Annotated in this window: 20 protein-coding genes; 12 read left to right on the forward strand and 8 right to left on the reverse strand. The window is 68.6% G+C overall.

What is annotated here, in order from left to right; all coding sequences use genetic code 11:
* Positions 1–18: 18 nt before the first annotated feature.
* The 3 genes from ACFPOE_RS12920 to ACFPOE_RS12930 all read right to left on the reverse strand — a co-directional run bounded on the left by ACFPOE_RS12920 (position 19) and on the right by ACFPOE_RS12930 (position 4,453).
* Positions 19–1,716 (reverse strand): ClcB-like voltage-gated chloride channel protein, encoded by a 1,698-nt coding sequence (locus tag ACFPOE_RS12920; RefSeq protein WP_376850492.1) that lies wholly within the window; start codon positions 1,714–1,716, stop codon positions 19–21.
* A 111-nt stretch (positions 1,717–1,827) separates the two neighbouring features.
* A complete protein-coding gene (locus tag ACFPOE_RS12925) occupies positions 1,828–3,042 on the reverse strand; it encodes a DesA family fatty acid desaturase (protein ID WP_376850493.1) in 1,215 nt (404 codons plus the stop codon).
* A 133-nt stretch (positions 3,043–3,175) separates the two neighbouring features.
* The gene (locus ACFPOE_RS12930) at positions 3,176–4,453 is read right to left on the reverse strand and encodes an RsmB/NOP family class I SAM-dependent RNA methyltransferase (protein ID WP_376850494.1); all 1,278 of its coding nucleotides are present in this window, start codon (positions 4,451–4,453) and stop codon (positions 3,176–3,178) included.
* Positions 4,454–4,483: 30 nt separating this feature from the next.
* Between ACFPOE_RS12930 and ACFPOE_RS12935 the strand changes: the two genes are divergently transcribed.
* Entirely contained in the window at positions 4,484–4,726 is a 243-nt protein-coding gene (locus ACFPOE_RS12935; protein ID WP_376850495.1) for a DUF1653 domain-containing protein, read from the forward strand.
* On the opposite strand, the gene purN is transcribed toward ACFPOE_RS12935, so the two are convergent.
* The gene (gene purN, locus ACFPOE_RS12940; RefSeq protein ID WP_376850496.1) at positions 4,712–5,293 is read right to left on the reverse strand and encodes a phosphoribosylglycinamide formyltransferase; all 582 of its coding nucleotides are present in this window, start codon (positions 5,291–5,293) and stop codon (positions 4,712–4,714) included. The two genes, ACFPOE_RS12935 and purN, sit on opposite strands and share 15 nt — an antisense overlap.
* An 18-nt stretch (positions 5,294–5,311) precedes the next feature.
* Between purN and ACFPOE_RS12945 the strand changes: the two genes are divergently transcribed.
* From ACFPOE_RS12945 to ACFPOE_RS12960, 4 genes are all read left to right on the forward strand, one after another.
* Complete coding sequence (locus ACFPOE_RS12945; RefSeq protein WP_376850497.1) at positions 5,312–6,031, forward strand: YceH family protein; 720 nt, start codon at positions 5,312–5,314, stop codon at positions 6,029–6,031.
* A gap of 2 nt (positions 6,032–6,033) precedes the next feature.
* Entirely contained in the window at positions 6,034–7,212 is a 1,179-nt protein-coding gene (locus ACFPOE_RS12950) for an acyl-CoA dehydrogenase family protein (RefSeq protein ID WP_376850498.1), read from the forward strand.
* A gap of 54 nt (positions 7,213–7,266) precedes the next feature.
* Complete coding sequence (locus ACFPOE_RS12955; RefSeq protein WP_376850499.1) at positions 7,267–8,382, forward strand: acyl-CoA dehydrogenase family protein; 1,116 nt, start codon at positions 7,267–7,269, stop codon at positions 8,380–8,382.
* A gap of 77 nt (positions 8,383–8,459) precedes the next feature.
* Positions 8,460–9,839 carry an alpha/beta fold hydrolase gene (locus ACFPOE_RS12960; RefSeq protein WP_376850500.1) on the forward strand — a complete coding sequence of 460 codons (1,380 nt, stop codon included), beginning with the start codon at positions 8,460–8,462 and terminating at the stop codon, positions 9,837–9,839.
* Positions 9,840–9,857: 18 nt separating this feature from the next.
* Here ACFPOE_RS12960 and ACFPOE_RS12965 read toward each other — a convergent pair whose 3' ends face one another.
* Positions 9,858–10,415 (reverse strand): HNH endonuclease, encoded by a 558-nt coding sequence (locus tag ACFPOE_RS12965; RefSeq protein WP_376850501.1) that lies wholly within the window; start codon positions 10,413–10,415, stop codon positions 9,858–9,860.
* Between the two features lie 137 nt (positions 10,416–10,552).
* On the opposite strand from ACFPOE_RS12965, the gene ACFPOE_RS12970 reads away from it, so the two are divergent.
* The 4 genes from ACFPOE_RS12970 (at position 10,553) to ACFPOE_RS12985 (ending at position 16,815) form a co-directional block, all read left to right on the forward strand.
* Positions 10,553–11,551 (forward strand): bifunctional riboflavin kinase/FAD synthetase, encoded by a 999-nt coding sequence (locus ACFPOE_RS12970; protein ID WP_376850502.1) that lies wholly within the window; start codon positions 10,553–10,555, stop codon positions 11,549–11,551.
* A 128-nt stretch (positions 11,552–11,679) separates the two neighbouring features.
* A complete protein-coding gene (gene ileS, locus ACFPOE_RS12975; RefSeq protein ID WP_376850503.1) occupies positions 11,680–14,589 on the forward strand; it encodes an isoleucine--tRNA ligase in 2,910 nt (969 codons plus the stop codon).
* Positions 14,589–15,083 carry a signal peptidase II gene (gene lspA, locus ACFPOE_RS12980; RefSeq protein WP_376850504.1) on the forward strand — a complete coding sequence of 165 codons (495 nt, stop codon included), beginning with the start codon at positions 14,589–14,591 and terminating at the stop codon, positions 15,081–15,083. The genes ileS and lspA overlap by 1 nt, the downstream gene beginning before the upstream one ends.
* Positions 15,084–15,156: 73 nt before the next feature.
* Positions 15,157–16,815 carry a Na/Pi cotransporter family protein gene (locus ACFPOE_RS12985; protein WP_376850505.1) on the forward strand — a complete coding sequence of 553 codons (1,659 nt, stop codon included), beginning with the start codon at positions 15,157–15,159 and terminating at the stop codon, positions 16,813–16,815.
* Positions 16,816–16,820: 5 nt separating this feature from the next.
* Here the strand turns inward: ACFPOE_RS12985 and ACFPOE_RS12990 are convergent, their stop codons facing one another.
* Positions 16,821–17,225 (reverse strand): response regulator, encoded by a 405-nt coding sequence (locus ACFPOE_RS12990; RefSeq protein ID WP_376850506.1) that lies wholly within the window; start codon positions 17,223–17,225, stop codon positions 16,821–16,823.
* Positions 17,226–17,373: 148 nt separating this feature from the next.
* Positions 17,374–18,357, reverse strand: coding sequence for a quinone oxidoreductase family protein (locus ACFPOE_RS12995; protein ID WP_376850507.1), 984 nt, complete (start codon positions 18,355–18,357; stop codon positions 17,374–17,376).
* Positions 18,358–18,456: 99 nt separating this feature from the next.
* Here ACFPOE_RS12995 and ACFPOE_RS13000 point away from each other — a divergent pair, with 99 nt between their 5' ends.
* Positions 18,457–19,359: a DMT family transporter gene (locus tag ACFPOE_RS13000; RefSeq protein ID WP_376850508.1), complete on the forward strand. Its 903-nt coding sequence runs from the start codon at positions 18,457–18,459 to the stop codon at positions 19,357–19,359.
* Between the two features lie 161 nt (positions 19,360–19,520).
* On the opposite strand, the gene ACFPOE_RS13005 is transcribed toward ACFPOE_RS13000, so the two are convergent.
* Positions 19,521–20,318 (reverse strand): SDR family oxidoreductase, encoded by a 798-nt coding sequence (locus ACFPOE_RS13005; RefSeq protein ID WP_376850509.1) that lies wholly within the window; start codon positions 20,316–20,318, stop codon positions 19,521–19,523.
* 17 nt (positions 20,319–20,335) lie between these two features.
* Between ACFPOE_RS13005 and ACFPOE_RS13010 the strand changes: the two genes are divergently transcribed.
* Both ACFPOE_RS13010 and ACFPOE_RS13015 read left to right on the forward strand, forming a co-directional pair.
* Positions 20,336–20,959 carry an SH3 domain-containing protein gene (locus ACFPOE_RS13010; protein ID WP_376850510.1) on the forward strand — a complete coding sequence of 208 codons (624 nt, stop codon included), beginning with the start codon at positions 20,336–20,338 and terminating at the stop codon, positions 20,957–20,959.
* Positions 20,956–21,882: a M48 family metalloprotease gene (locus ACFPOE_RS13015; protein ID WP_376850511.1), complete on the forward strand. Its 927-nt coding sequence runs from the start codon at positions 20,956–20,958 to the stop codon at positions 21,880–21,882. The genes ACFPOE_RS13010 and ACFPOE_RS13015 overlap by 4 nt, the downstream gene beginning before the upstream one ends.
* The last annotated feature ends 7 nt before the right edge of the window (positions 21,883–21,889 follow it).

Here is a 21,889-nt window from a genome sequence, read left to right on the forward strand (position 1 = left end):
GCGGTCGCGAAGCGGCCGCTAGTTGCCGAGCCGTTCCCTGAACATCAGGACGACGTCGGTCTTGGTCACGTGGCCGAGCAATCGGCCGCGCCCGTCCAGCACCGGCAGCCGCTCGCCGGGATGGGCGGCAAATGTCTCCAGCACCTGCCAGGACGGCGTCACGCTGCTGACGCGCGGGTAATCCGTTCGCAGCAGCTGCGCCGGCCAGCCCGCTTCGCCGTGCCCCTCGCGCAGCAGCGGGGCCAGGTCGTACAGCGAAATGGCGCCCAGGAAGCTGCCCTCGTCGTCCAGCACATAGACGTGCTGCCAGCGATAGCGCAGGAACACCTCTTCCAGTTCGCGCAGGCTCTGGCCGGCGCGCACGGTGGCGCTGTCGCGCCGCAGGAAGTCCGCCGCGATCGCCAGGGACGGCGCCGGTAGCAAGGCGCGCACCGCCGAATAGATCGACTCGGGCCGCAGCGCGCGCGAGATGAAATAGCCGACCACGCAGGCCAGCATCAGCGGTACCACCACCCCGTAGTTCTCGGTCATCTCGAAGATCATCAGCACCGACATCAGCGGCGCGTGGGTGCAGGCCGCCAGGAAGGCGCCCATGCCGACCGCGACGCTGGCCGGCACGGGCAGCAGGCCCGGCCACAGCTGCTGCACGCCGGCGCCGAACAGCGCGCCCGCCACCGCGCCGACGAACAGGGTCGGCGTGAAGATGCCGCCAACCGCGCCGGAGCCGGTGGTCGCCGCCACCGCCAGCAGCTTGAACACCAGGACGGCGATCAGCACGGTCCAGGGCCAGTTGCCCTGCAGGATCGAGTTGACGACGCTGTAGCCGTTGCCCCAGACCTCGGGCTTGGCGATCGACAGCGCGCCGACGATCAGGCCGCCGGCGCCGAGCTTGAGCCAGAGCGCCGCCGGCCAGCGCCCGAACGCCCCGTGCGCGCGATCGAGCAGCCACAGGTACGCCGGCGCCGCGAACCCGGCGACCAGCCCCAGCCCGGCCAGCAGCAGGGTGCTGGTGCCGTGCGGCAGGACGAAGCCCGGCATGCGGTAGGCCGGCGAGAAGCCGACCAGCGCGGTCTGGGTGAGGTTGGCCATCACGGCCGCCACCAGCAGCGGGCCCAGGCTTTCGATGGCGACAGACTGCAGCACGATCTCGGCGACGAACAGGGCGCCGGCGATCGGCGCGCTGTAGGCCGTGGCCACGCCGGCGGCGGCGCCGCATGCCACCAGCAGCCGGCGGCGCGGAATCGGGGACCGGCGCCAGCGGCCCAGCAACGATCCAGTGAGCGCCGCGAGCTGCACCATCGGACCTTCGCGGCCGATCGCTCCGCCGGTGGCGACGGTCGCTGCCGACGACAGCGCCCGCACCAGCGAGACCCGCACCGGCAGGTCGCCGCTGCCCAGCGAGATGGCTTCCATGTAGTCGCCGGCCGGTTTCTGCGCGCCGAGCCGGCGCGCCCACATCAGCAGCAGGCCGGCGACGGCGCCGCCGGCGGCCGGCATCGCCAGCCGCTGCCACCAGGCCAGCCCTTCGGCGATCCGCACCAGGCCGTCCTGGCGCCCGAACAGCAGGTGCTCGGCCAGCAGCACGGCGCCGCGAAAGCCGATGGTCGCGAGCGCGCCGGTGACGCCGATCAGGGCCGCGAAGGCCAGGGTCTTCTGCCACTCGGAGGGCCGCAGCCGCAGCAGCGCCAGCAGGGCGGTATCGCGCAGGGGGCGCATCGAAATGATGGGTTGGGCCGGCAGCGGTGCTGAAAAAGAAAAGTCTCCCGGGGGTGCGGGAGGCTGCTTCGAAGCGCCAGGCCAAGTGGCCGGGCGCATGGGTCCTTGCGGCTAGCCGCGCGCCGAGCGCAGCTTCATGGAGAACTGCTGGAGCTGGGCGATGCCGCTTTCCTCGGCGCGGCGGCACCAGGACTGCAGGTTGACGGCCAGCTGTTCGCGCGTCAGGTTGGTGCTCAGCCACAGCTGGCGCAGCTCTTCGCGCATCGTGACCATCTTGTCCAGCACCGGGTGGGCGGCGCGGGCCTGGGCCACCTGGCCGCGGGCGGCCGCCGGCACCTTGTCGTCGTCGCGGTGCAGCCAGCGCTTGGCGGCCTTCAGCGGCGACACATCGGCCTGGCGCGCCTTGAGCTGGTCGATCTCCACCTTGCAGGCGCGGCGCATCTCGCTGGCGTAGCGGGCCATCACCTCGTAGCGGTTGGCGATCAGCGCCTCCAGCGTCTTCTCGTCGGCAACCGGCTTGATCTCGCCCAGCTGCAGCTTCGGCGGTACCTTCTTGACCTTGGCCCAGCCGATCGCGCTCATCATCTGGATGTAGACCCAGCCGAGGTCGAATTCATACTTCTTGACCGAGAACTTGGCCGACGTCGGGTAGGTGTGGTGGTTGTTGTGCAGTTCCTCGCCGCCGATCAGCAGGCCCCAGGGCGAGACGTTGCGGCTGGCGTCCGGCGCCTCGAAGTTGCGGTAGCCCCAATAGTGGCCGATGCCGTTGATGATGCCGGCAGCCGTGATCGGGATCCACAGCATCTGCACCGCCCACACCGCCAGGCCGGCCATGCCGAACAGGGCGACGTTGATGATCAGCATCAGGCCCACGCCCTGCCAGCTGTAGCGGGTGTACAGGTTGCGTTCGATCCAGTCATCCGGGGTGCCCGTGCCGTAACGCTCCATGGTGTCCATGTTCTTGGACTCCTTGCGGTACAGCTCGGCGCCGCGCCACAGCACTTCGTCGATGCCCTTGACCTGCGGGCTGTGCGGATCGTCGATGGTTTCGCACTTGGCGTGGTGCTTGCGGTGGATGGCCACCCATTCCTTGGTGACCATGCCGGTGCTCAGCCACAGCCAGAAACGGAAGAAATGCGAGGGGATCGGGCCCAGCTCCATCGCCTTGTGGGTCTGGGTGCGGTGCAGGAAGATCGTGACTGCGGCGATGGTGATGTGTGTGGTCACCAGCGTGTAAAGGACGACCTGCCACCAGGCCAGGTTCCACAGCCCGTGTCCGAGCCAGTCTATCGCCGCGTTCAGCACGGCCCAATCGGGAAGCAACATAGGGAAATTGTCTCTCTCAAAAAAGAAGGCCATCAGGGTGGCCCTACAAGTAAGAGCCATTTTACGGCGCGGGGTTCCAAATCAAGCTGTGAATAAGAACAGCAAGTCTGACTTGCGTCAAAGAATGTGACTTTTACGTGCCGCTGCGCTGCCAGGCAGCAGCGAAAAAGCCGTCGGTCGCATGCCGGTGCGGCCACAACCTCAGGTATTCCTGGCCGGTCTGCGGCCCGCTGCACAGGCTGGCCGCCGCCTCGACCTTCAGATTGGACAGGATCTCGGCCACCGGCAGTGGAGTGAACTCACTATTGGCGGCGCTGAAGGCCTGCGCGATCGCCTCGTTCTCCTGCGGCAGGATGCTGCAGGTGGCATAGAGCAGGCGGCCGCCCGGCTTGAGCAGCCGCGCCGCGCTCTGCAGGATTGCGGCCTGCTTGACCGTCATCTCGGCGACCGACTGGGGCGATTGCCGCCACTTCAGGTCGGGGTTGCGCCGCAGCGTCCCCAGCCCCGAACACGGCGCATCGACGATCACCCGGTCGATCTTGCCGGCCAGGCGCTTGATCCGCTCGTCCCGCTCGTGCGCGATCGCCGCCGGATGGACGTTGGACAGGCCGCTGCGGGCCAGCCGCGGCTTGAGCGCGTCGAGCCGGTGGGCGGCGGTGTCGAAGGCATACAGGCGGCCGGTGTTGCGCATGGTGGCGCCGATCGCCAGCGTCTTGCCGCCGGCGCCGGCGCAGAAGTCCACCACCATCTCGCCGCGCTTGGCGTCCAGGATCAGCGCCAGCAGCTGCGAGCCTTCGTCCTGGACCTCGATCGCGCCACGGGCGAAGGCGTCCACCTTGGCCAGCTGCGGCTTGTCGGCCAGCCGCAGGCCCCAGGGCGAATACGGGGTGATGGTCGACTTGATGCCGGCAGTCTTGAGTTCCTTCTGCACCTCCGGGCGCTTGTCGTTCAGGATGTTGACGCGCAGGTCCAGCGGCGCCGGCTGGTTCAGGGCCTCCACCAGCGGCCAGAACTCGTCGCCCAGCTGCTCCTTGAGCGGCTGCACCAGCCATTCGGGCAGGTTGTGGCGATGCCGCTCCATCAGGTCGGCGGTCTTGACGGTGTCGATCTGGCCCAGCCAGTTCTTCTCCTGGTCGGTCATCGCGCTCATGAGGAAGTCGCGCGGACCGTAGAAGCCCAGGATGGCGAGCCGGCGCTCCTTCGGCCCGCTGCCGGACGGGGCGAAGTGGTCGAACAGCAGCTTCTTGCGCAGCACGGCGTAGACCGTCTCGGCCAGGGTGGCGCGCTCGCGCGGCCCCAGCGAGCGGTGGCTGCGGAAATAGTGCGAGACGATGGAGTCCGCGGGATGGTCGAATTTCAGGGTGAGCGCGACGAGTTCGGCACAGGCGTCGAGCAGGGCTTTAGGATGCATGCCCCGATTGTCCCATCCACCCCATCACTTATGACCGACAAGGACCTGCCGCCGCTGATCGAGACCCCGCCCGGCCGCTACCGCCACTACAAGGGCATGCTGTACGACGTGGTCGGCACGGTGCGCCACAGCGAGACGCTGGAGCCGATGACGCTCTACCGCGCGCTGTACGGCGAGCACGGCCTGTGGGTCCGGCCGGCCGCCATGTTCAACGAGGAGCTGGTGATCGACGGGGTGCGCCAGCGGCGCTTCACGCCGCTAGACGGTGCGTAGCAGGCCGGCGATGGCGCGCGGATAGAGCAGGTGCTCCTGGGTCAGCACCCGCGCCGCCAGCGTTTCCTCGCTGTCGCCGGGCAGCACGGGCACAGCTGCCTGCGCCAGGATCGGGCCGTGGTCCAGCTCCGGGGTGACGAGGTGCACCGTGGCGCCGGCGACTCTGCAGCCGGCCTCGATGGCGCGCCGGTGGGTGTGCAGGCCCGGGAACGCCGGCAGCAGCGAGGGATGGATGTTCAGCAGCCGGCCGGCGTAGCGCCCGACGAAGGCCGGGGTCAGAATCCGCATGAAACCGGCCAGCACCACCAGCGCCGGCTGGTGGCGGTCGACCGCATCGGCCAGCGCGGCGTCGAAGGCCTCGCGCGATTCAAAGCCCTTGTGGTCGACCACTTCGGCGGCGATCTTCTGCTCCCGGGCCAGCGCCAGCCCGCCGGCGTCGGCGCGGTTGCTGATCACCGCCGCCACCCGGGCGTCCAGCGTCTCGCGCCAGTTGCCGCGCTGCGCCTCGCGCACAATGGCCGCCATGTTGGAGCCGCCGCCGGAGATCAGGATCACGATGTTCTTCACCTCCCAATTATCAATGCCATGACGCCAGTCCTTTCCCCGATCGAGGCCCGCGTGCTGGGCACGCTGATGGAAAAGGCCCGCACCGTCCCGGACAGCTATCCGCTGACGCTGAACTCGCTGGTGCTGGGCTGCAACCAGAAATCCAGCCGCGAGCCGCTGATGAATGTCAGCGATGCCCAGGCGCAGGAAGCGCTCGACACGCTCAAGCGCCATGCGCTGGTGTTCGAAACCAGCGGCAGCCGGGTGACCCGCTGGGAACACAATTTCCAGCGCGCCATCGGGGTGCCGGAACAGTCCGCCGTGCTGCTGGGCCTGCTGCTGCTGCGCGGCCCGCAGACAGCGGGGGAATTGCGGATCAACTGCGAGCGCTGGTACCGCTTCGCCGACATCTCCTCGGTCGAGGGCTTCCTGGACGAACTGGAGGCGCGCTCGCCGGACAAGGGCGGCCCGCTGGTGGTGAAGCTGCCGCGTGCCGCCGGCATGCGCGAGCAGCGCTGGGCCCATCTGCTGTGCGGGCCGGTCGACGCCGGCGCGGCGGCGGGCCATTCCCGGGAGCCGGACGCGGCCGCCCGGGGCGGACTCGAGGCCCGGGTCCAGATCCTGGAAACCGAGGTCGCGCAACTGCGCTCGGCGCTGCAGGATCTGTGCGAGCAGCTGGGCGTGTCGCCTCTCCGACAGCCCGAAAAGCACGAGCGTGCCGATAATCCGTCAGCAGGCACAGGACGACCGGAGGACTAATCATGGATTTGGCATTCACCCCCGAGGAACAGAAGTTCCGCGAAGAGATCCGCGGCTGGGTTCGAGAGAACCTGCCCAAGGAGATATCGGACAAGGTCCACAACGCGCTGCGGTTGACGCGCGACGACCTGCAGCGCTGGGCCAAGATCCTGGGCAAGAAGGGCTGGCTGGGCTATGGCTGGCCCAAGCAGTTCGGCGGCCCGGGCTGGAACGCGATCCAGAAGCACCTGTTCGAAGAAGAAACGGCACTGGCCGGCGCGCCGCGCATCATCCCCTTCGGGCCGGTCATGGTGGCGCCGGTGATCATGGCCTTCGGCAACCAGGAGCAGCAGCAGCGCTTCCTGCCCGGCATCGCCAGCGGCGAGGTCTGGTGGAGCCAGGGCTACAGCGAACCGGGGTCGGGCTCCGACCTGGCCTCGCTCAAGACCCGGGCCGAGCGCAAGGGCGACAAGTACATCGTCAACGGGCAGAAAACGTGGACGACGCTGGCGCAGCACGGCGACTGGATCTTCTGCCTGGTGCGCACCGGCACCGACGGCAAGCCGCAGACCGGCATCTCCTTCCTGCTGATCGACATGAAGTCGCCCGGCGTCAGCGTGCGGCCGATCATCATGCTGGACGGCGAGCATGAGGTGAACGAGGTGTTCTTCGACAACGTCGAAGTGCCGGCCGAGAACCTGATCGGCGAGGAGAACAAGGGCTGGACCTACGCCAAGCACCTGCTGTCCCACGAGCGCACCAACATCGCCGACGTCAACCGCGCCAAGCGCGAGCTGGAGCGGGTCAAGCGCATCGCCAAGGCCGAGGGCGTCTACGAGGACCGGCGTTTCCGCGACGAGATCGCCAAGCTGGAAGTGGACGTGGTGGCGCTGGAGATGCTGGTGCTGCGCGTGCTCTCGGCCGAGAAGTCGGGCAAGAACTCGCTGGACATCGCCGGCCTGCTCAAGATCAAGGGCAGCGAGATCCAGCAGCGCTACAGCGAGCTGATGATGCTGGCTGCCGGCCCCTATGCGATCCCGTTCCTGCCCGAGGCGATGGACGCCGGCTGGCAGGGCGAGTTCGTCGGCGCGTCTTACCTGGCGCCGCTGGCCTCGACCTACTTCAACCTGCGCAAGACCACCATCTACGGCGGCAGCAATGAAGTGCAGCGCAACATCGTCGCCCAGACGGTTCTTGGTTAATTGAAAAGACGGACAACCGGACGCAGCCCCCGAATTCGAATAGAGGAGTACCACATGGACTTTGACTTTTCCGACGACCAGCAATCGCTGCGCGACGCGGTGCGCAAGTGGGTCGACAAGGGCTATGACTTCGAGCGCCGCCGCAAGGCGGTGAAGGCCGGCGGCTTCGACCGCGCGGCCTACGGCGAACTGGCGGACCTGGGCCTGGCGGGCCTGTACATCGCCGAAGACCACGGCGGCATGGGCATGGGCCCGGTCGAGGCCATGGTGGTGATGGAGGAACTGGGCCGCGGCATGGTGCTGGAGCCGCTGGGGCAGACGCTGATCGCGAGCGGCCTGCTGGCCGGCTACGCGCCGGCGGCGCTGCAGTCCGCGTGGCTGCCCCGGATCGCCGGCGGCGCAGCACTGGTGGTGCTCGCGCAGGTCGAGCGCAAGGCGCGCTACCGACTCGACGTCTGCGCCACCACCGCCGCGCAAAGCGGCAACACCTGGACGGTCAGCGGCGCCAAGAGCATCGTGCCCGCCGGCGACCAGGCCGATGCCTTCCTGGTGCCGGCCACCGTCAAGGGCAGGATCGCCATGTTCCTGGTGGAACGCTCCGCGGCCGGCGTCACGGCGCGCGGCTACGGCACGCAGGCCGGCGGCCGCGCGGCCGAAGTCTCGTTCAAGGACAGCCCGGCCAGCCTGGTGACCGAGGACGGTCTGGCAGCGCTGGAACACGGCGTGGACATCGGCATCGCCGCCACCTGCGCCGAAGGCGTGGGCGTGATCGACAAGACGATGGACGTGACGGTGGAATACATGAACACCCGCAAGCAGTTCGGCGCCACGCTGGCCAGCTTCCAGGCGCTGCGCCACCGGGTGGCCGACATGAAGATGCAGCAGGAGCTGGCGCGCTCGATGAGCTACTACGCGTCGCTCAAGCTCAATGCGCCGGCGCCGGAACGGCGCAGCGCGATGGCGCGCGCCAAGTACCAGCTGGGCGTCGCGATGCGCTTCGTCGGGCAGAACTCGGTGCAATTGCACGGCGGCATCGGCGTCACCGACGAATACATCGGCAGCCATTACTTCAAGAAGCTGACCGAGCTGGAACTGAGCTTCGGCGATAGCCTGCACCAGCTGGGCGAAGTGTCGGAAAGAATGCAGGACACGGCCGGCGTCTTCGCCTGACGGATAGACCGCGTCGCGCCAACGTCTGGACTCCGGCTCGGGGCCGGAATGACAGTTCCCTCCTGGAGACAAGCAAGATGATCCTCCGCCGTTCCTTTCTTGGCGCCATTGCCGCCGTCGTTCTTGCCGCCGGCTGCGCCAGCGGGCCGTCGCTGCAGGAGGCGCCGCCGATCGTGTTCGTGCACGGCAACGGCGATACCGCGGCGCTGTGGCAGACCACGGTCTGGCGCTTCGAGTCCAACGGCTGGCCGAGAGACCGGCTGTATGCGCTCGACATGCCCTATCCGCTGGCGCGCGACGTCGATGCGAAGCCCCAGCCGGGCCGCAGTTCGACGGCCGAATCCATGGCCTACCTCAAGGCGGAGGTCGAGAAGGTGCTGCAGGCCACCGGCGCCCGGCAGGTGGTGCTGATCGGCAACTCGCGCGGCGGCTATGCGATCCGCAACTACATCCAGAACGGCGGCGGCGAGCGCACGGTCGGCCACGCGATCCTGGGCGGCACGCCCAACCACGGGGTGTGGGTGTCGGTGCCGGGGCTGCCGGACGGCAGCGAATTCGCCGGCGCCGGGCCCTTCCTCAAGGCGCTGAATGCGCCGAAGAACGCCGCCGGCGACGAAGTCACCGGCCCGGTGAAGTGGCTGACGATCCGCTCCGACGGCAACGACAAGTTCGCCCAGCCCGACGGGATCTGGCTTGGCAAGAAGGGCACACCCACCGGAATCACCGCGGCCGGACCCGAACTGCGCGGCGCGACCAATGTCGTGATCCCCAGGATCGACCATCGCGAGACCGCTTACTCGCCGGCCGCGTTCGCGGCGGCCTACCAGTTCATCACTGGCCGCCCGCCGGCCACGACCACGCCGGTGCCGGAGGCGTCGATCGCATTGAGCGGCAAGATCACCGGCCTGGGCGTGTCGTCGAACGACTCCAAGTCCGGCAACTTCAGCAACAACCTGCCGCTGCCCGGCGCACAGTTGCAGATCTTCGCCACCGACCCCGCAACCGGCGAGCGCCGCGGTCCGGCCGCGTATACGGCGACCACCGGCGCCGACGGCCTGTGGGGCCCATTCGCGGCGCAGGCGGGAACGCCGTACGAATTCGAGGTCGCCGCCCGCGGCTACGCCACCACCCATATCTACCGCAGCCCGTTTCCGCGCTCCAGCAGCATCGTCCACCTCAAACCGGAACGGATTGCCGACGCCGACAAGGATGCCGCCGCCATCGTCACCATGACCCGGCCGCGCGGCTACTTCGATCCGACGCGCGACAAGATGGCGTTCGACGGCCAGAGCCCGCCGCCTGGCGCGCTGCCGGGCGCCGGCGTCGCCAGCTCGAAGATCAAGCTGGCGACGGCGCAGCCGCGGCCGGTGGTGGCGGAATTCAACGGGGAACGGATCGTGGGATGGCCGTGGCCGGCTAGCCACGGCGAGGTCACCCTGCTTGAACTGACCTACTAGACGCGGCCGCCGGATCCCTCAGGCGTGCAGCCTGGAGGACTTCGGCAGGTGCGCCATCAGGAACTCCATCTGGTCGGCCAGGATGCGGCGGTTGCGCAGGATGAAGTCTTCCCACAGGCTGGGAACGTAGGGCGCGTACAGGAGCGGCATGTGGGCCTGCTCCGGCGTGCGGTTGCTCTTGCGGTGGTTGCAGGCGCGGCAGGCCGTCACCACGTTCATCCAGTGGTCCTTGCCGTTCTGCGCGAACGGGATGATGTGCTCGCGGGTCAGCTCCTCCTCCTCGTGGTCCTGGCCGCAGTACGCGCACACATTCCGGTCGCGGGCGAACAGCTTGCTGTTGGTCAGGCCGGGCTTGAGGTCGAAGGGATTGATGTTGGGCACGCCCTTGGTGCCGATGATGCTGCTGACCGTGATGACGGATTGCTCGCCGGTCGTGGCGTTGTGGCCCCCGCGGAAGCGGGCCACCTGGGCCCCCACTTCCCAGCGCACTTCCTCCGCGGCGTAATGCAGCACGGCTTGCTCCAGCGAAATCCACGACTGGGGCAGACCTTGGGCGGACAGCTTCAGGACCTTCAAACCACGCCTCCTTCACAATGGGCAACCACTGAACGGAACAGCAAACGTACCGCACAATATACCTTGTTTGGTGACGATCGGCCCCGCGGGCGCTTGAGGGGCGGGCGCCGCCTGCTATCAAAACGATACCAACGCGCATGCAGATCTTCAGAGGCTTCCACCACCCCGGCATCGCGCCCGCCTGCGCCCTGACGATCGGCAATTTCGACGGGGTGCACCGCGGGCACCAGGCCATGCTGGCGCTGCTGAACAACGAGGCGCAGCACCGGGGCGTGCCCAGCTGCGTGATGACCTTCGAGCCGCACCCGCGGGACTACTTCGCCGCCCTGCAGCGCAAGCCGGAACTGGCGCCGGCCCGGGTGGCGCCGCTGCGCGACAAGCTGACCGAGCTGGCCCGCTGCGGCGTCCGGCAGTGCGTCGTCATCCCGTTCGATGCCCGCCTGTCGTCCATGGTTCCCGAGTCCTTCATCGACGACGTGCTGGTGCGCGGGCTGGGCGTGCAGTACGTGCTGGTGGGCGACGACTTCCGCTTCGGCCAGCGCCGCGCCGGCGACTACGCGATGCTGGATGCCGCCGGCAACCGCAAGGGCTTCGACGTCGCCCGGATGAACAGCTACGAGGTTCACGGCCTGCGGGTGTCCAGTTCCGCGGTGCGCGAGGCGCTGGGCCAGGGCCGGATGCAGGACGTGGCGGCCTTGCTGGGACGCCCGTACAGCATCAGCGGCCACGTGGTGCACGGCCGCAAGCTCGGGCGGGAACTGGGCTTCAAGACCCTGAACCTGCGCTTCGCCCACTGGAAACCGGCGGCCAGCGGGATCTTCGCCGTTGAAGTGCACGGCCTGGGCGACTTCCCCTTGCCGGGGGTCGCCAACCTGGGCATCCGGCCCTCGCTGGAGGCCGACGACGTCAACGGCGGCCGGGTGCTGCTGGAGACCCATTGCCTGGAATGGCCCGCCCGCCTCGGGACCGAGGGGGCGTACGGTAAAATCATCCGGGTGGAACTGCTGCACAAACTGCACGACGAGCTCAAGTACGACGGTCTCGATGCCCTGACCAGGGGAATCGCGAAGGACTGCGAAGATGCTCGCGCCTATTTTTCCTCGACCCGCCGCCAGACGACCCGCGACCGAATTTAGATCGCGGTTCCGCTCGCCGCCCTTCGACAGGCTCAGGGCGAACGGTTCTTCAAGCGCCCCTCCAGCAGACCCAGCCCCGTTCGGGCTGATCCTGAGCCTGTCGAAGGATCGAAGCCCTCGAGCCCTCCATGACCGAAAAAACCGACTACCGAGCCACGCTCAACCTGCCCGACACGCCGTTCCCGATGCGCGGCGACCTGCCCAAGCGCGAGCCGCAATGGGTCAAGGAATGGGAAGACCAGGGCCTGTACAAGAAGCTGCGCGCGGCCCGCTGCGGCCACGAGAAGTTCGTGCTGCACGACGGCCCGCCCTACGCCAACGGCCAGATCCACATGGGCCACGCCGTCAACAAGATCCTCAAGGACATGATCGTCAAGGCGCGCCAGCTCAAGGGCCTGGACGCGGCCTACATCCCGGGCTGGGACTGCCACGGCCTGCCGATCGAGAACGCGATCGAGAAGAAGTACGGCCGCAACCTGCAGCGCGACGAGATGCAGGCCAAGAGCCGCGCCTTCGCCACCGAGCAGATCGGCATCCAGATGGGCGACTTCAAGCGCCTGGGCGTGCTGGGCGACTGGGACCATCCGTACCGCACGATGGACTTCGTCAACGAGGCGGCCGAGATCCGCGCCTTCAAGCGGGTGGTGGAGCGCGGCTTCGTCTACCGGGGGCTCAAGCCGGTGTACTGGTGCTTCGACTGCGGCTCCTCGCTGGCCGAGTTCGAGATCGAATACGCCGACAAGAAGTCGCAGACGCTGGACGTGGGGTTCGAGGCGGATGATCCGGCGCATGTGCTTTCGGCCTTCGGCTTGGACCTGAATTCCGTTCGCCCTGAGCTTGTCGAAGGGCTCGCCAAGGCTTCGACAAGCTCAGCCCGAACGGGTGGGGTCTTCATCGTCATCTGGACCACCACCGCCTGGACCATCCCGGCCAACCAGGCCCTGAACCTGAATCCGGAACTGGACTACTCGCTGGTGGACACCGAGCGCGGCCTGCTGGTGCTGGCCTCGGTGCTGGTGGAAGACTGCATGCAGCGCTACGGCCTGAGCGGCACCATCCTGGCGACGGTCAAGGGCGAGCAGCTGGGCGGCCTGAACTTCCGCCATCCGCTGTACGACGTCGATGCGGGCTACCGGCGCCTGTCGCCGGTGTACCTGGCCGACTACGCGACGGCCGATGACGGCACCGGCATCGTCCATTCCTCGCCCGCCTACGGCGTGGAAGACTTCAACTCCTGCGTCGCCCACGGCGTGTCCTACGACGACATCCTCAACCCGGTGCAGGGCAACGGCTCGTACGCGCCGGAGCTGCCGCTGTTCGGCGGGATGAACATCTGGAAGGCGGCGCCGGTCATCATCGAGACCATCAGGGACGCCGGCCGCCTGTTCGCGACCCAGACCATCAGCCACAGCTATCCGCATTGCTGGCGCCACAAGACGCCGGTGATCTACCGCGCCGCCGCCCAGTGGTTCATCCGCATGGACGAGGGCGAAGGCGTCTTCACCAAGGACAAGGCGCCGGCCACGCTGCGCCAGATGGCGCTGGCGGCGATCGAGGAAACGGGCTTCTATCCGGAGAACGGCCAGATCCGCCTGCGCGACATGATCGCCGGCCGGCCGGACTGGTGCATCAGCCGCCAGCGCAGCTGGGGCGTGCCCCTGCCCTTCTTCCTGCACAAGGACTCGGGCGAGCTGCATCCCAGGACGATGGAGATCCTGGACCTGGCCGCCGACATGGTGGAACGCGGCGGCATCGAGGCCTGGAGCAAGGTGAGCACCGAGGAGGTGTTCGCCAAGGTCGGCGCCGCCGCCGAGGCAGCGCAATACACCAAGAGCACCGACATCCTGGAGGTGTGGTTCGACTCCGGCACCACCCACACCACGGTGCTGAAGGTCTCGCACCCGGGCGCCGGCCACGAGAACGGGCCGGAGGCCGACCTCTATCTCGAGGGCCACGACCAGCACCGCGGCTGGTTCCATTCCTCGCTGCTGACCGCCTGCGCGATGTACGGCCGGGCGCCCTACCGCGGCCTGCTGACGCACGGCTTCACGGTGGACAGCCAGGGCCGCAAGATGAGCAAGTCGCAGGGCAACGGCGTCGATCCGCAGGTGACGACGCAGAAGCTGGGCGCCGAGATCATCCGGCTGTGGGTCGCGGCCTCGGACTATTCCGGCGACATCGCCGGCGACGACAAGATCCTGGCCCGGGTGGTCGATTCCTACCGCCGGATCCGCAACACGCTGCGCTTCCTGCTGGCCAACGTCAGCGACTTCGACCCGGCCAAGGACGCGGTGCCGCTGGCCGAGATGCTGGAGATCGACCGCTACGCGCTGTCGCGCGCCGCCCGCTTCCAGGAAGAAGTGCTGGCCCACTACGAGGTGTACGAGTTCCACCCGGTGGTCGCCAAGCTGCAGGTCTACTGCTCGGAGGACCTGGGCGCGTTCTACCTGGACGTTCTCAAGGACCGCCTGTACACGACGGCACCCAAGTCGCTGGCCCGCCGCAGCGCGCAGACCGCGCTGTGGAACATCACCCACGCGATGCTGCGCTGGATGGCGCCGTTCCTGAGCTTCACGGCGGAAGAAGCCTGGAAGATCTTCGGCGACTCGGAGTCGATCTTCCTGGAGACCTATGCCGAGATCGGCGGTCCGGACGCCGCGCTGCTGGAGAAGTGGACCCGCATCCGCGCCGCCCGCGAACTGGTGAACAAGGAGATCGAGGCCCTGCGCACCGACGGCAAGGTCGGCTCCTCGCTGCAGGCCAACGTGGAACTGACGGTGCCGATGGCCAGCCACGGCGAGCTGTGGGAGGCGCTGGCCAGCCTGGGCGACGACCTCAAGTTCGTCTTCATCACCTCCGCCATGCGCATCGTTGCCGGGGACGCCATGGCCGTCAGGGTGACGGCCTCGGAGGACACCAAGTGCGAGCGCTGCTGGCACTGGCGCGCCGACGTCGGCGCCGACGAGGCGCACCCGACGCTGTGCGGCCGTTGCGTCAGCAACCTGTTCGGCGCCGGCGAAGAGCGGGTGTTCGCCTGATGGCCCGCCCCGCGACCCCGGGCGGCATGCTGCCCTGGCTGGGACTGGCCCTCATCATCCTGATCGTCGACCAGTTCACCAAGGCGCTGATCCTGGGCGCCTACCAGCTGGGCGACTCCACCACCGTCACCAGCTTCTTCAACATCGTTCGCGCCCACAACACCGGGGCGGCCTTCTCCTTCCTAGCGGCGGCCTCGGGCTGGCAGCGCTGGCTGTTCACCGCCATCGGCGTCGGCGCCACGGTGTTCATCGTCTGGATGCTGCGTTCGCACGCCGGCCAGAAGCTGTTCTGCTTCTCGCTGGCCTGCATCCTGGGCGGCGCCATCGGCAACGTGCTGGACCGGCTGATGCACGGCTACGTGGTGGACTTCCTGCAGGTCCACTGGAACAACCGCTGGTACTTCCCGGCCTTCAACGTGGCCGACAGCGCGATCACGGTCGGCGCCGCCTGCCTGATCCTGGACGAACTGCTGCGCGTGCGGCGCGCCCGCTAGCCGCCGCCGGGCCCGCGCGCCGGCGGGCTCCGTTCTTGCTGCAGTGCGTCAGGCGTATAGTGAAGTTCGACCAATGAAGCATCTGTTGAATCTTCTGGCAGCGATCGCGCTGCTTGTCTGGGGCACCCAACTCGTTCGAACCGGCATCCTGCGGGTGTTCGGTGCCAACCTTCGCCGCGTGCTGGCGCACAGCCTGAGCAACCGCTACACGGCCGCCCTGTCGGGCCTGGGCGTCACGGCGCTGGTGCAATCGAGCACGGCCACCGCATTGATCGTCTCCGCGTTCGTCGCCCAGGGCCTGGTCGGCCTGCCGCTGGCGCTGGCCATGATGCTGGGCGCCGACATGGGCACCAGCCTGATGGCGGTGGTGTTCTCGTTCGACCTGTCCTGGCTGTCGCCGCTGTTCATCTTCGTCGGCGTGGTGCTGTTCATCTCGCGCCAGTCCAGTCCGGCCGGCCGCTTCGGCCGGGTGCTGATCGGCCTGGGCCTGATGCTGCTGGCGCTGCGGCTGGTGAGCGAAGCCACCGGCGTGCTGACCAAGGCGCCCGCCATCAAGACGCTGCTGTCGTCCCTGTCCAGCGACCTGATGCTGGAGATCTTCGTCGGCGCGCTGCTCTCGGTCATTTCCTATTCCAGCCTGGCGATCGTGCTGCTCACCGCCACGCTGGCCACCACCGGCGTGATCCCGCTGGACGTGGCGCTCGGCCTGGTGCTGGGCGCCAACCTGGGCAGCGGCCTGCTGGCCGTGCTCACCACCACCCGGGCGACGATCGAGGCGCGCCAGGTGCCGCTGGGCAACCTGGTGTTCAAGATCCTGGGGGTGGTGATCGCGATGCCGCTGATCGGCCTGTGGCTGAAGTACGCGCGGCCCTACCTGAACGAGCCGACGCGGGTGGTGGTGCTGTTCCACCTGTGCTTCAACATCCTGGTCGCCCTGATCTTCATCGGCCTGACCTCGCCGGTGGCGCGCATGGTGCAGCGCTGGCTGCCCAAGCCGCAGAAGCCGCTGGTGGCGGGCCGGCCGCACCACCTGGACCCGTCGGCGCTGGCCACGCCCTCGCTGGCGATCTCCTGCGCCGCGCGCGAGGCCCTGCACCAGGCCGACCTGGTGGAGACCATGATGACCGGCATGCTGACGGTCATCAAGAACAACGACCTGCGGCTGGCCGAGGAGCTGCGCAAGCTCGACGACTCGGTCGACGAGCTCTATTCGGCGATCAAGTATTACCTCACCAAGATCTCGCGCGAGGCGTTATCCGAGGCGGAGAGCCGGCGCTGGACCGACATCATCAGCTTCACCATCAACATGGAGCAGGTGGGCGACATCATCGAGCGCATCGTGCTGGACATCGAGGACAAGAAGATCCGCAAGGGTCGCAGCTTCTCGGAGGCCGGCATGGCGGAGATCTGCGAGCTGCACGCGCGGCTGACGGACAACCTGCGGCTGGGCATGAGCGTGTTCCTCAATGGCAACGTGCGCGATGCCCAGAAGCTGCTGGAGGAGAAGGCGCGGTTCCGTGACCTGGAGCGGGCCTACGCCCAGAGCCATCTGGTGCGGCTGACGGACAACACGGTGCAGAGCATCGAGACCAGTTCGCTGCACATCGACCTGATCAGCGACCTGAAGCGGATCAACTCCCACATCTGCTCGATCGCCTATCCGATCCTGGATTCGGCCGGGGCGCTGGCGCCCAGCCGGCTGCGGCAGCTGCCGCTGGCCGAGGGACCGTAGCGGCCTCAGCCGACGAAGGCCTCGGAGGCGCTTTCCGCCTTGCTGCGCTCGGTCATGCAGTAGTCGACCAGCGCATCGATCTCGGTGGACTTGTCGAACACGGCGTCGGCGCCCAGCTGGGCACAGCGCCAGCGCACGTCGGTGGTGGCGTGGTTGCTCAGCACGATGATCTTCTGGTTCGGCTTGCGGTCGCGGCAGGCTTCCAGGATGTTCAGCCCGCTGCCTTCGCGCAGGAACAGGTCGACGATCGCCAGATCCCAGTAGCCGTCGTTCTGCGCCAGCCAGCGCTTGCCTTCCTGTTCGGTATCGGCCACGCCCACCGGTTCGACCAGCGCCAGCTCCTGCAGCGTCTCGATCAGGTTCTCCCGGATCATCGGACTGTCCTCGACGATATAAGCCCTGAACTTCATGGCTTGCTCCAGTGGTTGTCGGGGCGCCCCGCGGTGCGGCCCGAATTTGTAAAGTTAATCCACTGTAAAGCCCGGCCCGGCGCGCCGCTGCCAGTACCTTAGCCAAGCCCCTGTAGGAGGTTGCGCTCAGCTCCCAAGTAAGCAGCGGTTACAGGGTCAGGACGGTGCAGCCCGTGGTCTTGCGCGCCTCCAGGTCCCGGTGGGCCTGCTGCACCTGCTCCAGCGGGTAGCGCTGGTCGATGCGGATCTTCACCTTGCCGCTGGTCACGGCCTCGAACAGGTCGTCCGCCATCGCCTGGGTGCTTTCGCGGCTGGAAATGTGGGTGAACAGGGTCTGGCGGGTGACGTAGAGCGAGCCCTTGGCGCCCAGGATGCCGGGCGCGAACGGCGTCGGCGGGCCGGACGAATTGCCGAAGCTGGCCATCAGGCCGAACGGCTGCAGGCAGTCCAGCGACTTGTCCCAGGTGTCCTTGCCGACCGAGTCGTAGACCACCTTCACGCCCTTGCCGCCGGTGATCTCCTTGACCCGCGGCAGGAAGTCTTCCTTGCTGTAGTTGATCACGTGGGCGGCGCCCAGCTCCTTGGCCAGCGCGCACTTCTGGTCCGAGCCGGCCGTGCCGATCAGCTGCAGCCCCAGCGCCTTGGCCCACTGGCAGGCGATCAGGCCGACCCCGCCGGCGGCGGCGTGGAACAGCACGAAGTCGCCCTTGGCCAGGCCGCCCTGGGGCAGCGTCTTCTTGAGCAGGTACTGCGCCGTCAGGCCCTTGAGCATCATCGCGGCGCCGGTGTCGAAGTCGATCGCGTCGGGCAGCTTGCAGACGCACTTGGCCGGCATCACCCGGACCTCGCAGTAGCTGCCGGGCGGCTGGCTGGCGTAGGCGGCGCGGTCGCCCGCCTTCAGGTGCGTCACGCCGGCGCCGACCGCCTCGACCACGCCCGAGGCTTCCATGCCCAGGCTCAGCGGCATCGGCAGCTGGTACACGCCGCTGCGCTGGTAGACATCGATGAAGTTCAGGCCCACCGCCTTGTGGCGGATGCGGATCTCGCCGGGGCCGGGCTCGCCCACCGTCACCTCGACGATCTTCATTTCCTCGGGACCGCCGTGGCGGTCGATGCGCACTGCCTTGCTCATGCTGTTCTCCTCGGGTTGGAAAGCTGCGCCATGCTGCCATGAATCGTGCGGCCCTGCCGGCCGAAACCCACTGCCGGCGCGGCTACAGTCGGGGACCCCATGACCCAGCGCCTGACCCCCTCCACCGCCCTCCTGCTGTCCATCGCCCCGATCCTGTGGGCCGGCAACGCCGTCGTCGGCCGGCTGGTCAACACGCTGGTGCCGCCGATCACCCTGAACTTCCTGCGCTGGGCGCTGGCCTTCGCCCTGCTGCTACCGCTGGCGGCATGGGTGCTGCGCAGGGACAGCGGCCTGTGGCGCAGCTGGAGGCGCTACGCGGTGCTCGGCCTGCTGGGGGTGGGCTGCTACAACGCGCTGCAGTACCTGGCGCTGAAGACCTCCACGCCGTTGAACGTCACGCTGGTGGCGGCCAGCTCGCCGGTCTTCATGCTGGGCGTCGGCGCCCTGTTCTTCGGCCAGCGCGTGGCCGGGCGGCAGCTGCTCGGCGCGGTGCTGTCCATCGCCGGCGTGCTGGTGGTGCTGGCGCGCGGCGACTGGCAGTTGCTGCTGGCGGTGCGGCTGGTGCCGGGCGACCTCTACGTGCTGCTGGCCACCGCCGCCTGGGCCGTCTACAGCTGGCTGCTGGTGCGGCCGGGCGACCCGCCGGCGATCCGCGCCGACTGGGCGGCCTTCCTGCTGGCGCAGATGGTGTTCGGGCTGGGCTGGTCCGGCCTGTTCGCGGCCGGTGAGTGGGCGCTGACCGACGCGCAGATCCACTGGGGCTGGCCGGTGGCCGCAGCGCTGGCCTATGTGGCAGTCGGTCCGGCGATCATTGCGTACCGCTGCTGGGGCATGGGCGTGCAGCGTGCCGGGCCGACGGTGGCCGGCTTCTTCTCCAACCTCACGCCGCTATTCGCCGCCCTGATGTCGGCCGCCTTCCTGCGCGAACTGCCGCACCTCTATCACGGCGTCGCCTTCCTCCTCATCGTCGGCGGGATCGTGGTGTCGTCACGCAGGGGATGAGAAGACAGCCGGACGCAGAAGACGCCGAAGCAACGCGGAAGACGCGAAAAGACAGTGGAAGGATTGAATCCAACACTCAACCTGGCTTCCTTCTGCGCTTTCTGCGTTGTTTCTGCGATTTCCGCGTCCTTGCCCCCGCTCCCGCTTTCGGCCTTCCGCTTTCAGTAGGTGCCCGGGTAAGCGCCGCCGTCCATCAGGATGTTCTGGCCGGTGATGTAGGCGCCGTACTGGCTGCACAGGAAGGCGCAGGTGGCGCCGAACTCGTCGGGCGTGCCCAGCCGCTTGGCCGGCACCGCGGCGCGGCGGCCTTCCAGGATCTCGTCGACCGCCTTGCCGGTCTTTTGCGACTGGCCGGCCGCCATGCTGCGGACGCGGTCGGTGTCGAACACGCCAGGCAGCAGGTTGTTGATCGTGACGTTGGCCGAGGCCAGCTTGGTGGTGCGGGCGACGCCGGCGACGAAGCCGGTCAGGCCGCTGCGCGCGCCGTTGGACAGGCCCAGCACGTCGATCGGCGCCTTCACCGAACTGGAGGTGATGTTGATGATCCGCCCGAAGCCGCGCGCGGCCATGCCGTCGACCGTGGCCTTGATCAGTTCGATCGGCGTCAGCATGTTGGCGTCCAGCGCCTTGACCCAGGCATCGCGGTCCCAGTCGCGGAAGTCGCCGGGCGGCGGGCCGCCGGCGTTGGTGACCACGATGTCATATTCCTTGTGCTTGGCGAACGCGGCGGCGCGGCCCTCGGGGGTGGTGATGTCGGCGGCAACGTGCTGGACCGCCGTGTCCTTGGGACGGGCCGGATCGTCGATCAGCCGTTGCACCGCCGCCTCCAGCGCCTCGGCGCCGCGCGCCACCATCACCACGTTGACGCCTTCGCGCACCAGCGCTTGCGCGCAGCCGAAGCCCAGGCCCTTGCTGGCGCCGCAGACCAGCGCCCATTTGCCGGCGATACCGAGATCCATAAAATGCCCCTGTGCGATTGAAAGAACACAGGATGATACGTGCGGTGCGGCTGCCCGACGCCTGCGCAGCGCTGCTGCTGGCGGCGCTGGCATCGCTGCCGGGCGCGGCATCGGCCCAGCAGGGCGAGTCGGCTGCGCTCAAGCGGGCGGCCGACCTGCGCGACGCGCCGGGCGACGGCGCCCGCAGCCTGGTCGCGCTGCCGGCCCAGGCGCCGGTGACGCGGCTGGGCGAGCGCGAGGGGCCCTGGATCCGGGTGCAGAGCGCGGCCGGCGTCGCCGGCTGGGTCCACATGTTCGACGTCGGTCCGGCCGGCTTCGGCGGTGGTGCCGGCACCAGCGCCTCCTCCGGCGGCAATGCGCTGGCCGGCGGCCTGCGCGGCCTGAGCAGCCTGCTTGGCGGCGGCTCCGCTGCGCCGCCGCGGGTGGCCACCTCCACCATCGGCATCCGCGGCCTGGAAGCGGAAGACCTGGCCCGCGCCCAGCCCGACCTGAATGCGGTCGGGCGGATGGAGCAGCTGCGCCAGGGCGAGGCGGGCGCCCGCCAATTCGCCGCCGAGGCGTCGCTGGTCGCGGCCACCGTGCCCGAATTGCCGGCGCCGGCGCGCACCTCCACGCCGCCGGGCGGCAACCAGTCGCCATGAACAACAGCTTCCTCGCCCGCATCGCGATCGCCGCTGCCCTCGCGGCCGGCCTGCAGGCGCCGGCCACGGCGCAGGGCATCGGCATCTTCAACAACATCATCCGGCAGCAGCAGCTGCCGTCGGCGCCGGCCAGCCTGGGCAACCTGCTGGCGCCCGCCGCCGGCAACCGCGGCGCTGCCGGCGGCGAGCTGATCCAGCTGCTGATGCAGTCGGTGGACCATGTGGACGAGGCGCACGAGATCGAGATCGGCCGCCAGCTGGCGGCAGTGCTGCTTGGCAGCAAGCCCCTGCATCCGGACATGGCGCTGCAGCGCTACGTGAACCGGCTCGGTCGCTGGATCAGCCTGCAGTCGGCCCGGCCGCAGCTGCCCTGGACCTTCGGCGTGCTCAACGACCCGGGCGTGAACGCCTTTGCCGCGCCGGGCGGCTACGTGTTCGTCACCAAGGGACTGGTGGACCGGGTCGACGAGGCGGAGCTGGCGGGCATCCTGGCGCACGAGATCACCCATGTCACCGACAAGCACCACCTGCAGGCCCTGCGCACCAAGGCGCGCGCCGGGCTGGCCACCCAGGCGATCGGCTCGCAGTTGAACAGCAACCTGGGCGGCGCCGTGTCGGCGCAGCTGCTGGCGCTGGGCAAGGACCTGTACTCCAGCGGGCTGGACCAGGGCGACGAGTTCGCCGCCGACCGCAACGGCGTCACGCTGGCGGCCCGCGCCGGCTTCGATCCCTACGGCCTGCCCTCGGTGCTGCAGCAGCTGCGCAGCGCGGCGCCGGACAATCCGCTGTTCTCGCTGTCCCTGCGCACCCATCCGGCGCCGCAGCTGCGGCTGGACCAGCTGGAACTGGCGATGGGCAACCGGCTGGACGCCTATGCCGGCAAGCCGGCGGTGCCGCTGTCGCAGCGGCTGGTGGGGCGCTAGCGGATCG

The sequence above is a fragment of the Caenimonas terrae genome (assembly GCF_042655405.1).
Classification (GTDB): Bacteria; Pseudomonadota; Gammaproteobacteria; order Burkholderiales; family Burkholderiaceae_C; genus Ramlibacter; species Ramlibacter terrae_A.

Bases quoted from the DNA above. Each gene is read 5' to 3' on its own strand.
- ACFPOE_RS12945 (WP_376850497.1), top strand. From the start codon at position 5,312: ATGACGCCAGTCCTTTCCCCGATCGAGGCCCGCGTGCTGGGCACGCTG.
- lspA (WP_376850504.1), top strand. From the start codon at position 14,589: ATGGCCCGCCCCGCGACCCCGGGCGGCATGCTGCCCTGGCTGGGACTG.
- ACFPOE_RS13000 (WP_376850508.1), top strand. From the start codon at position 18,457: ATGACCCAGCGCCTGACCCCCTCCACCGCCCTCCTGCTGTCCATCGCC.
- ACFPOE_RS12995 (WP_376850507.1), bottom strand. From the start codon at position 18,357: ATGAGCAAGGCAGTGCGCATCGACCGCCACGGCGGTCCCGAGGAAATG.
- ACFPOE_RS12955 (WP_376850499.1), top strand. From the start codon at position 7,267: ATGGACTTTGACTTTTCCGACGACCAGCAATCGCTGCGCGACGCGGTG.
- ACFPOE_RS12950 (WP_376850498.1), top strand. From the start codon at position 6,034: ATGGATTTGGCATTCACCCCCGAGGAACAGAAGTTCCGCGAAGAGATC.
- ACFPOE_RS12990 (WP_376850506.1), bottom strand. From the start codon at position 17,225: ATGAAGTTCAGGGCTTATATCGTCGAGGACAGTCCGATGATCCGGGAG.
- ileS (WP_376850503.1), top strand. From the start codon at position 11,680: ATGACCGAAAAAACCGACTACCGAGCCACGCTCAACCTGCCCGACACG.
- ACFPOE_RS12935 (WP_376850495.1), top strand. From the start codon at position 4,484: ATGACCGACAAGGACCTGCCGCCGCTGATCGAGACCCCGCCCGGCCGC.
- ACFPOE_RS12970 (WP_376850502.1), top strand. From the start codon at position 10,553: ATGCAGATCTTCAGAGGCTTCCACCACCCCGGCATCGCGCCCGCCTGC.
- ACFPOE_RS12960 (WP_376850500.1), top strand. From the start codon at position 8,460: ATGATCCTCCGCCGTTCCTTTCTTGGCGCCATTGCCGCCGTCGTTCTT.
- ACFPOE_RS12925 (WP_376850493.1), bottom strand. From the start codon at position 3,042: ATGTTGCTTCCCGATTGGGCCGTGCTGAACGCGGCGATAGACTGGCTC.
- ACFPOE_RS12985 (WP_376850505.1), top strand. From the start codon at position 15,157: ATGAAGCATCTGTTGAATCTTCTGGCAGCGATCGCGCTGCTTGTCTGG.
- ACFPOE_RS12920 (WP_376850492.1), bottom strand. From the start codon at position 1,716: ATGCGCCCCCTGCGCGATACCGCCCTGCTGGCGCTGCTGCGGCTGCGG.
- ACFPOE_RS12930 (WP_376850494.1), bottom strand. From the start codon at position 4,453: ATGCATCCTAAAGCCCTGCTCGACGCCTGTGCCGAACTCGTCGCGCTC.
- ACFPOE_RS13005 (WP_376850509.1), bottom strand. From the start codon at position 20,318: ATGGATCTCGGTATCGCCGGCAAATGGGCGCTGGTCTGCGGCGCCAGC.
- ACFPOE_RS13015 (WP_376850511.1), top strand. From the start codon at position 20,956: ATGAACAACAGCTTCCTCGCCCGCATCGCGATCGCCGCTGCCCTCGCG.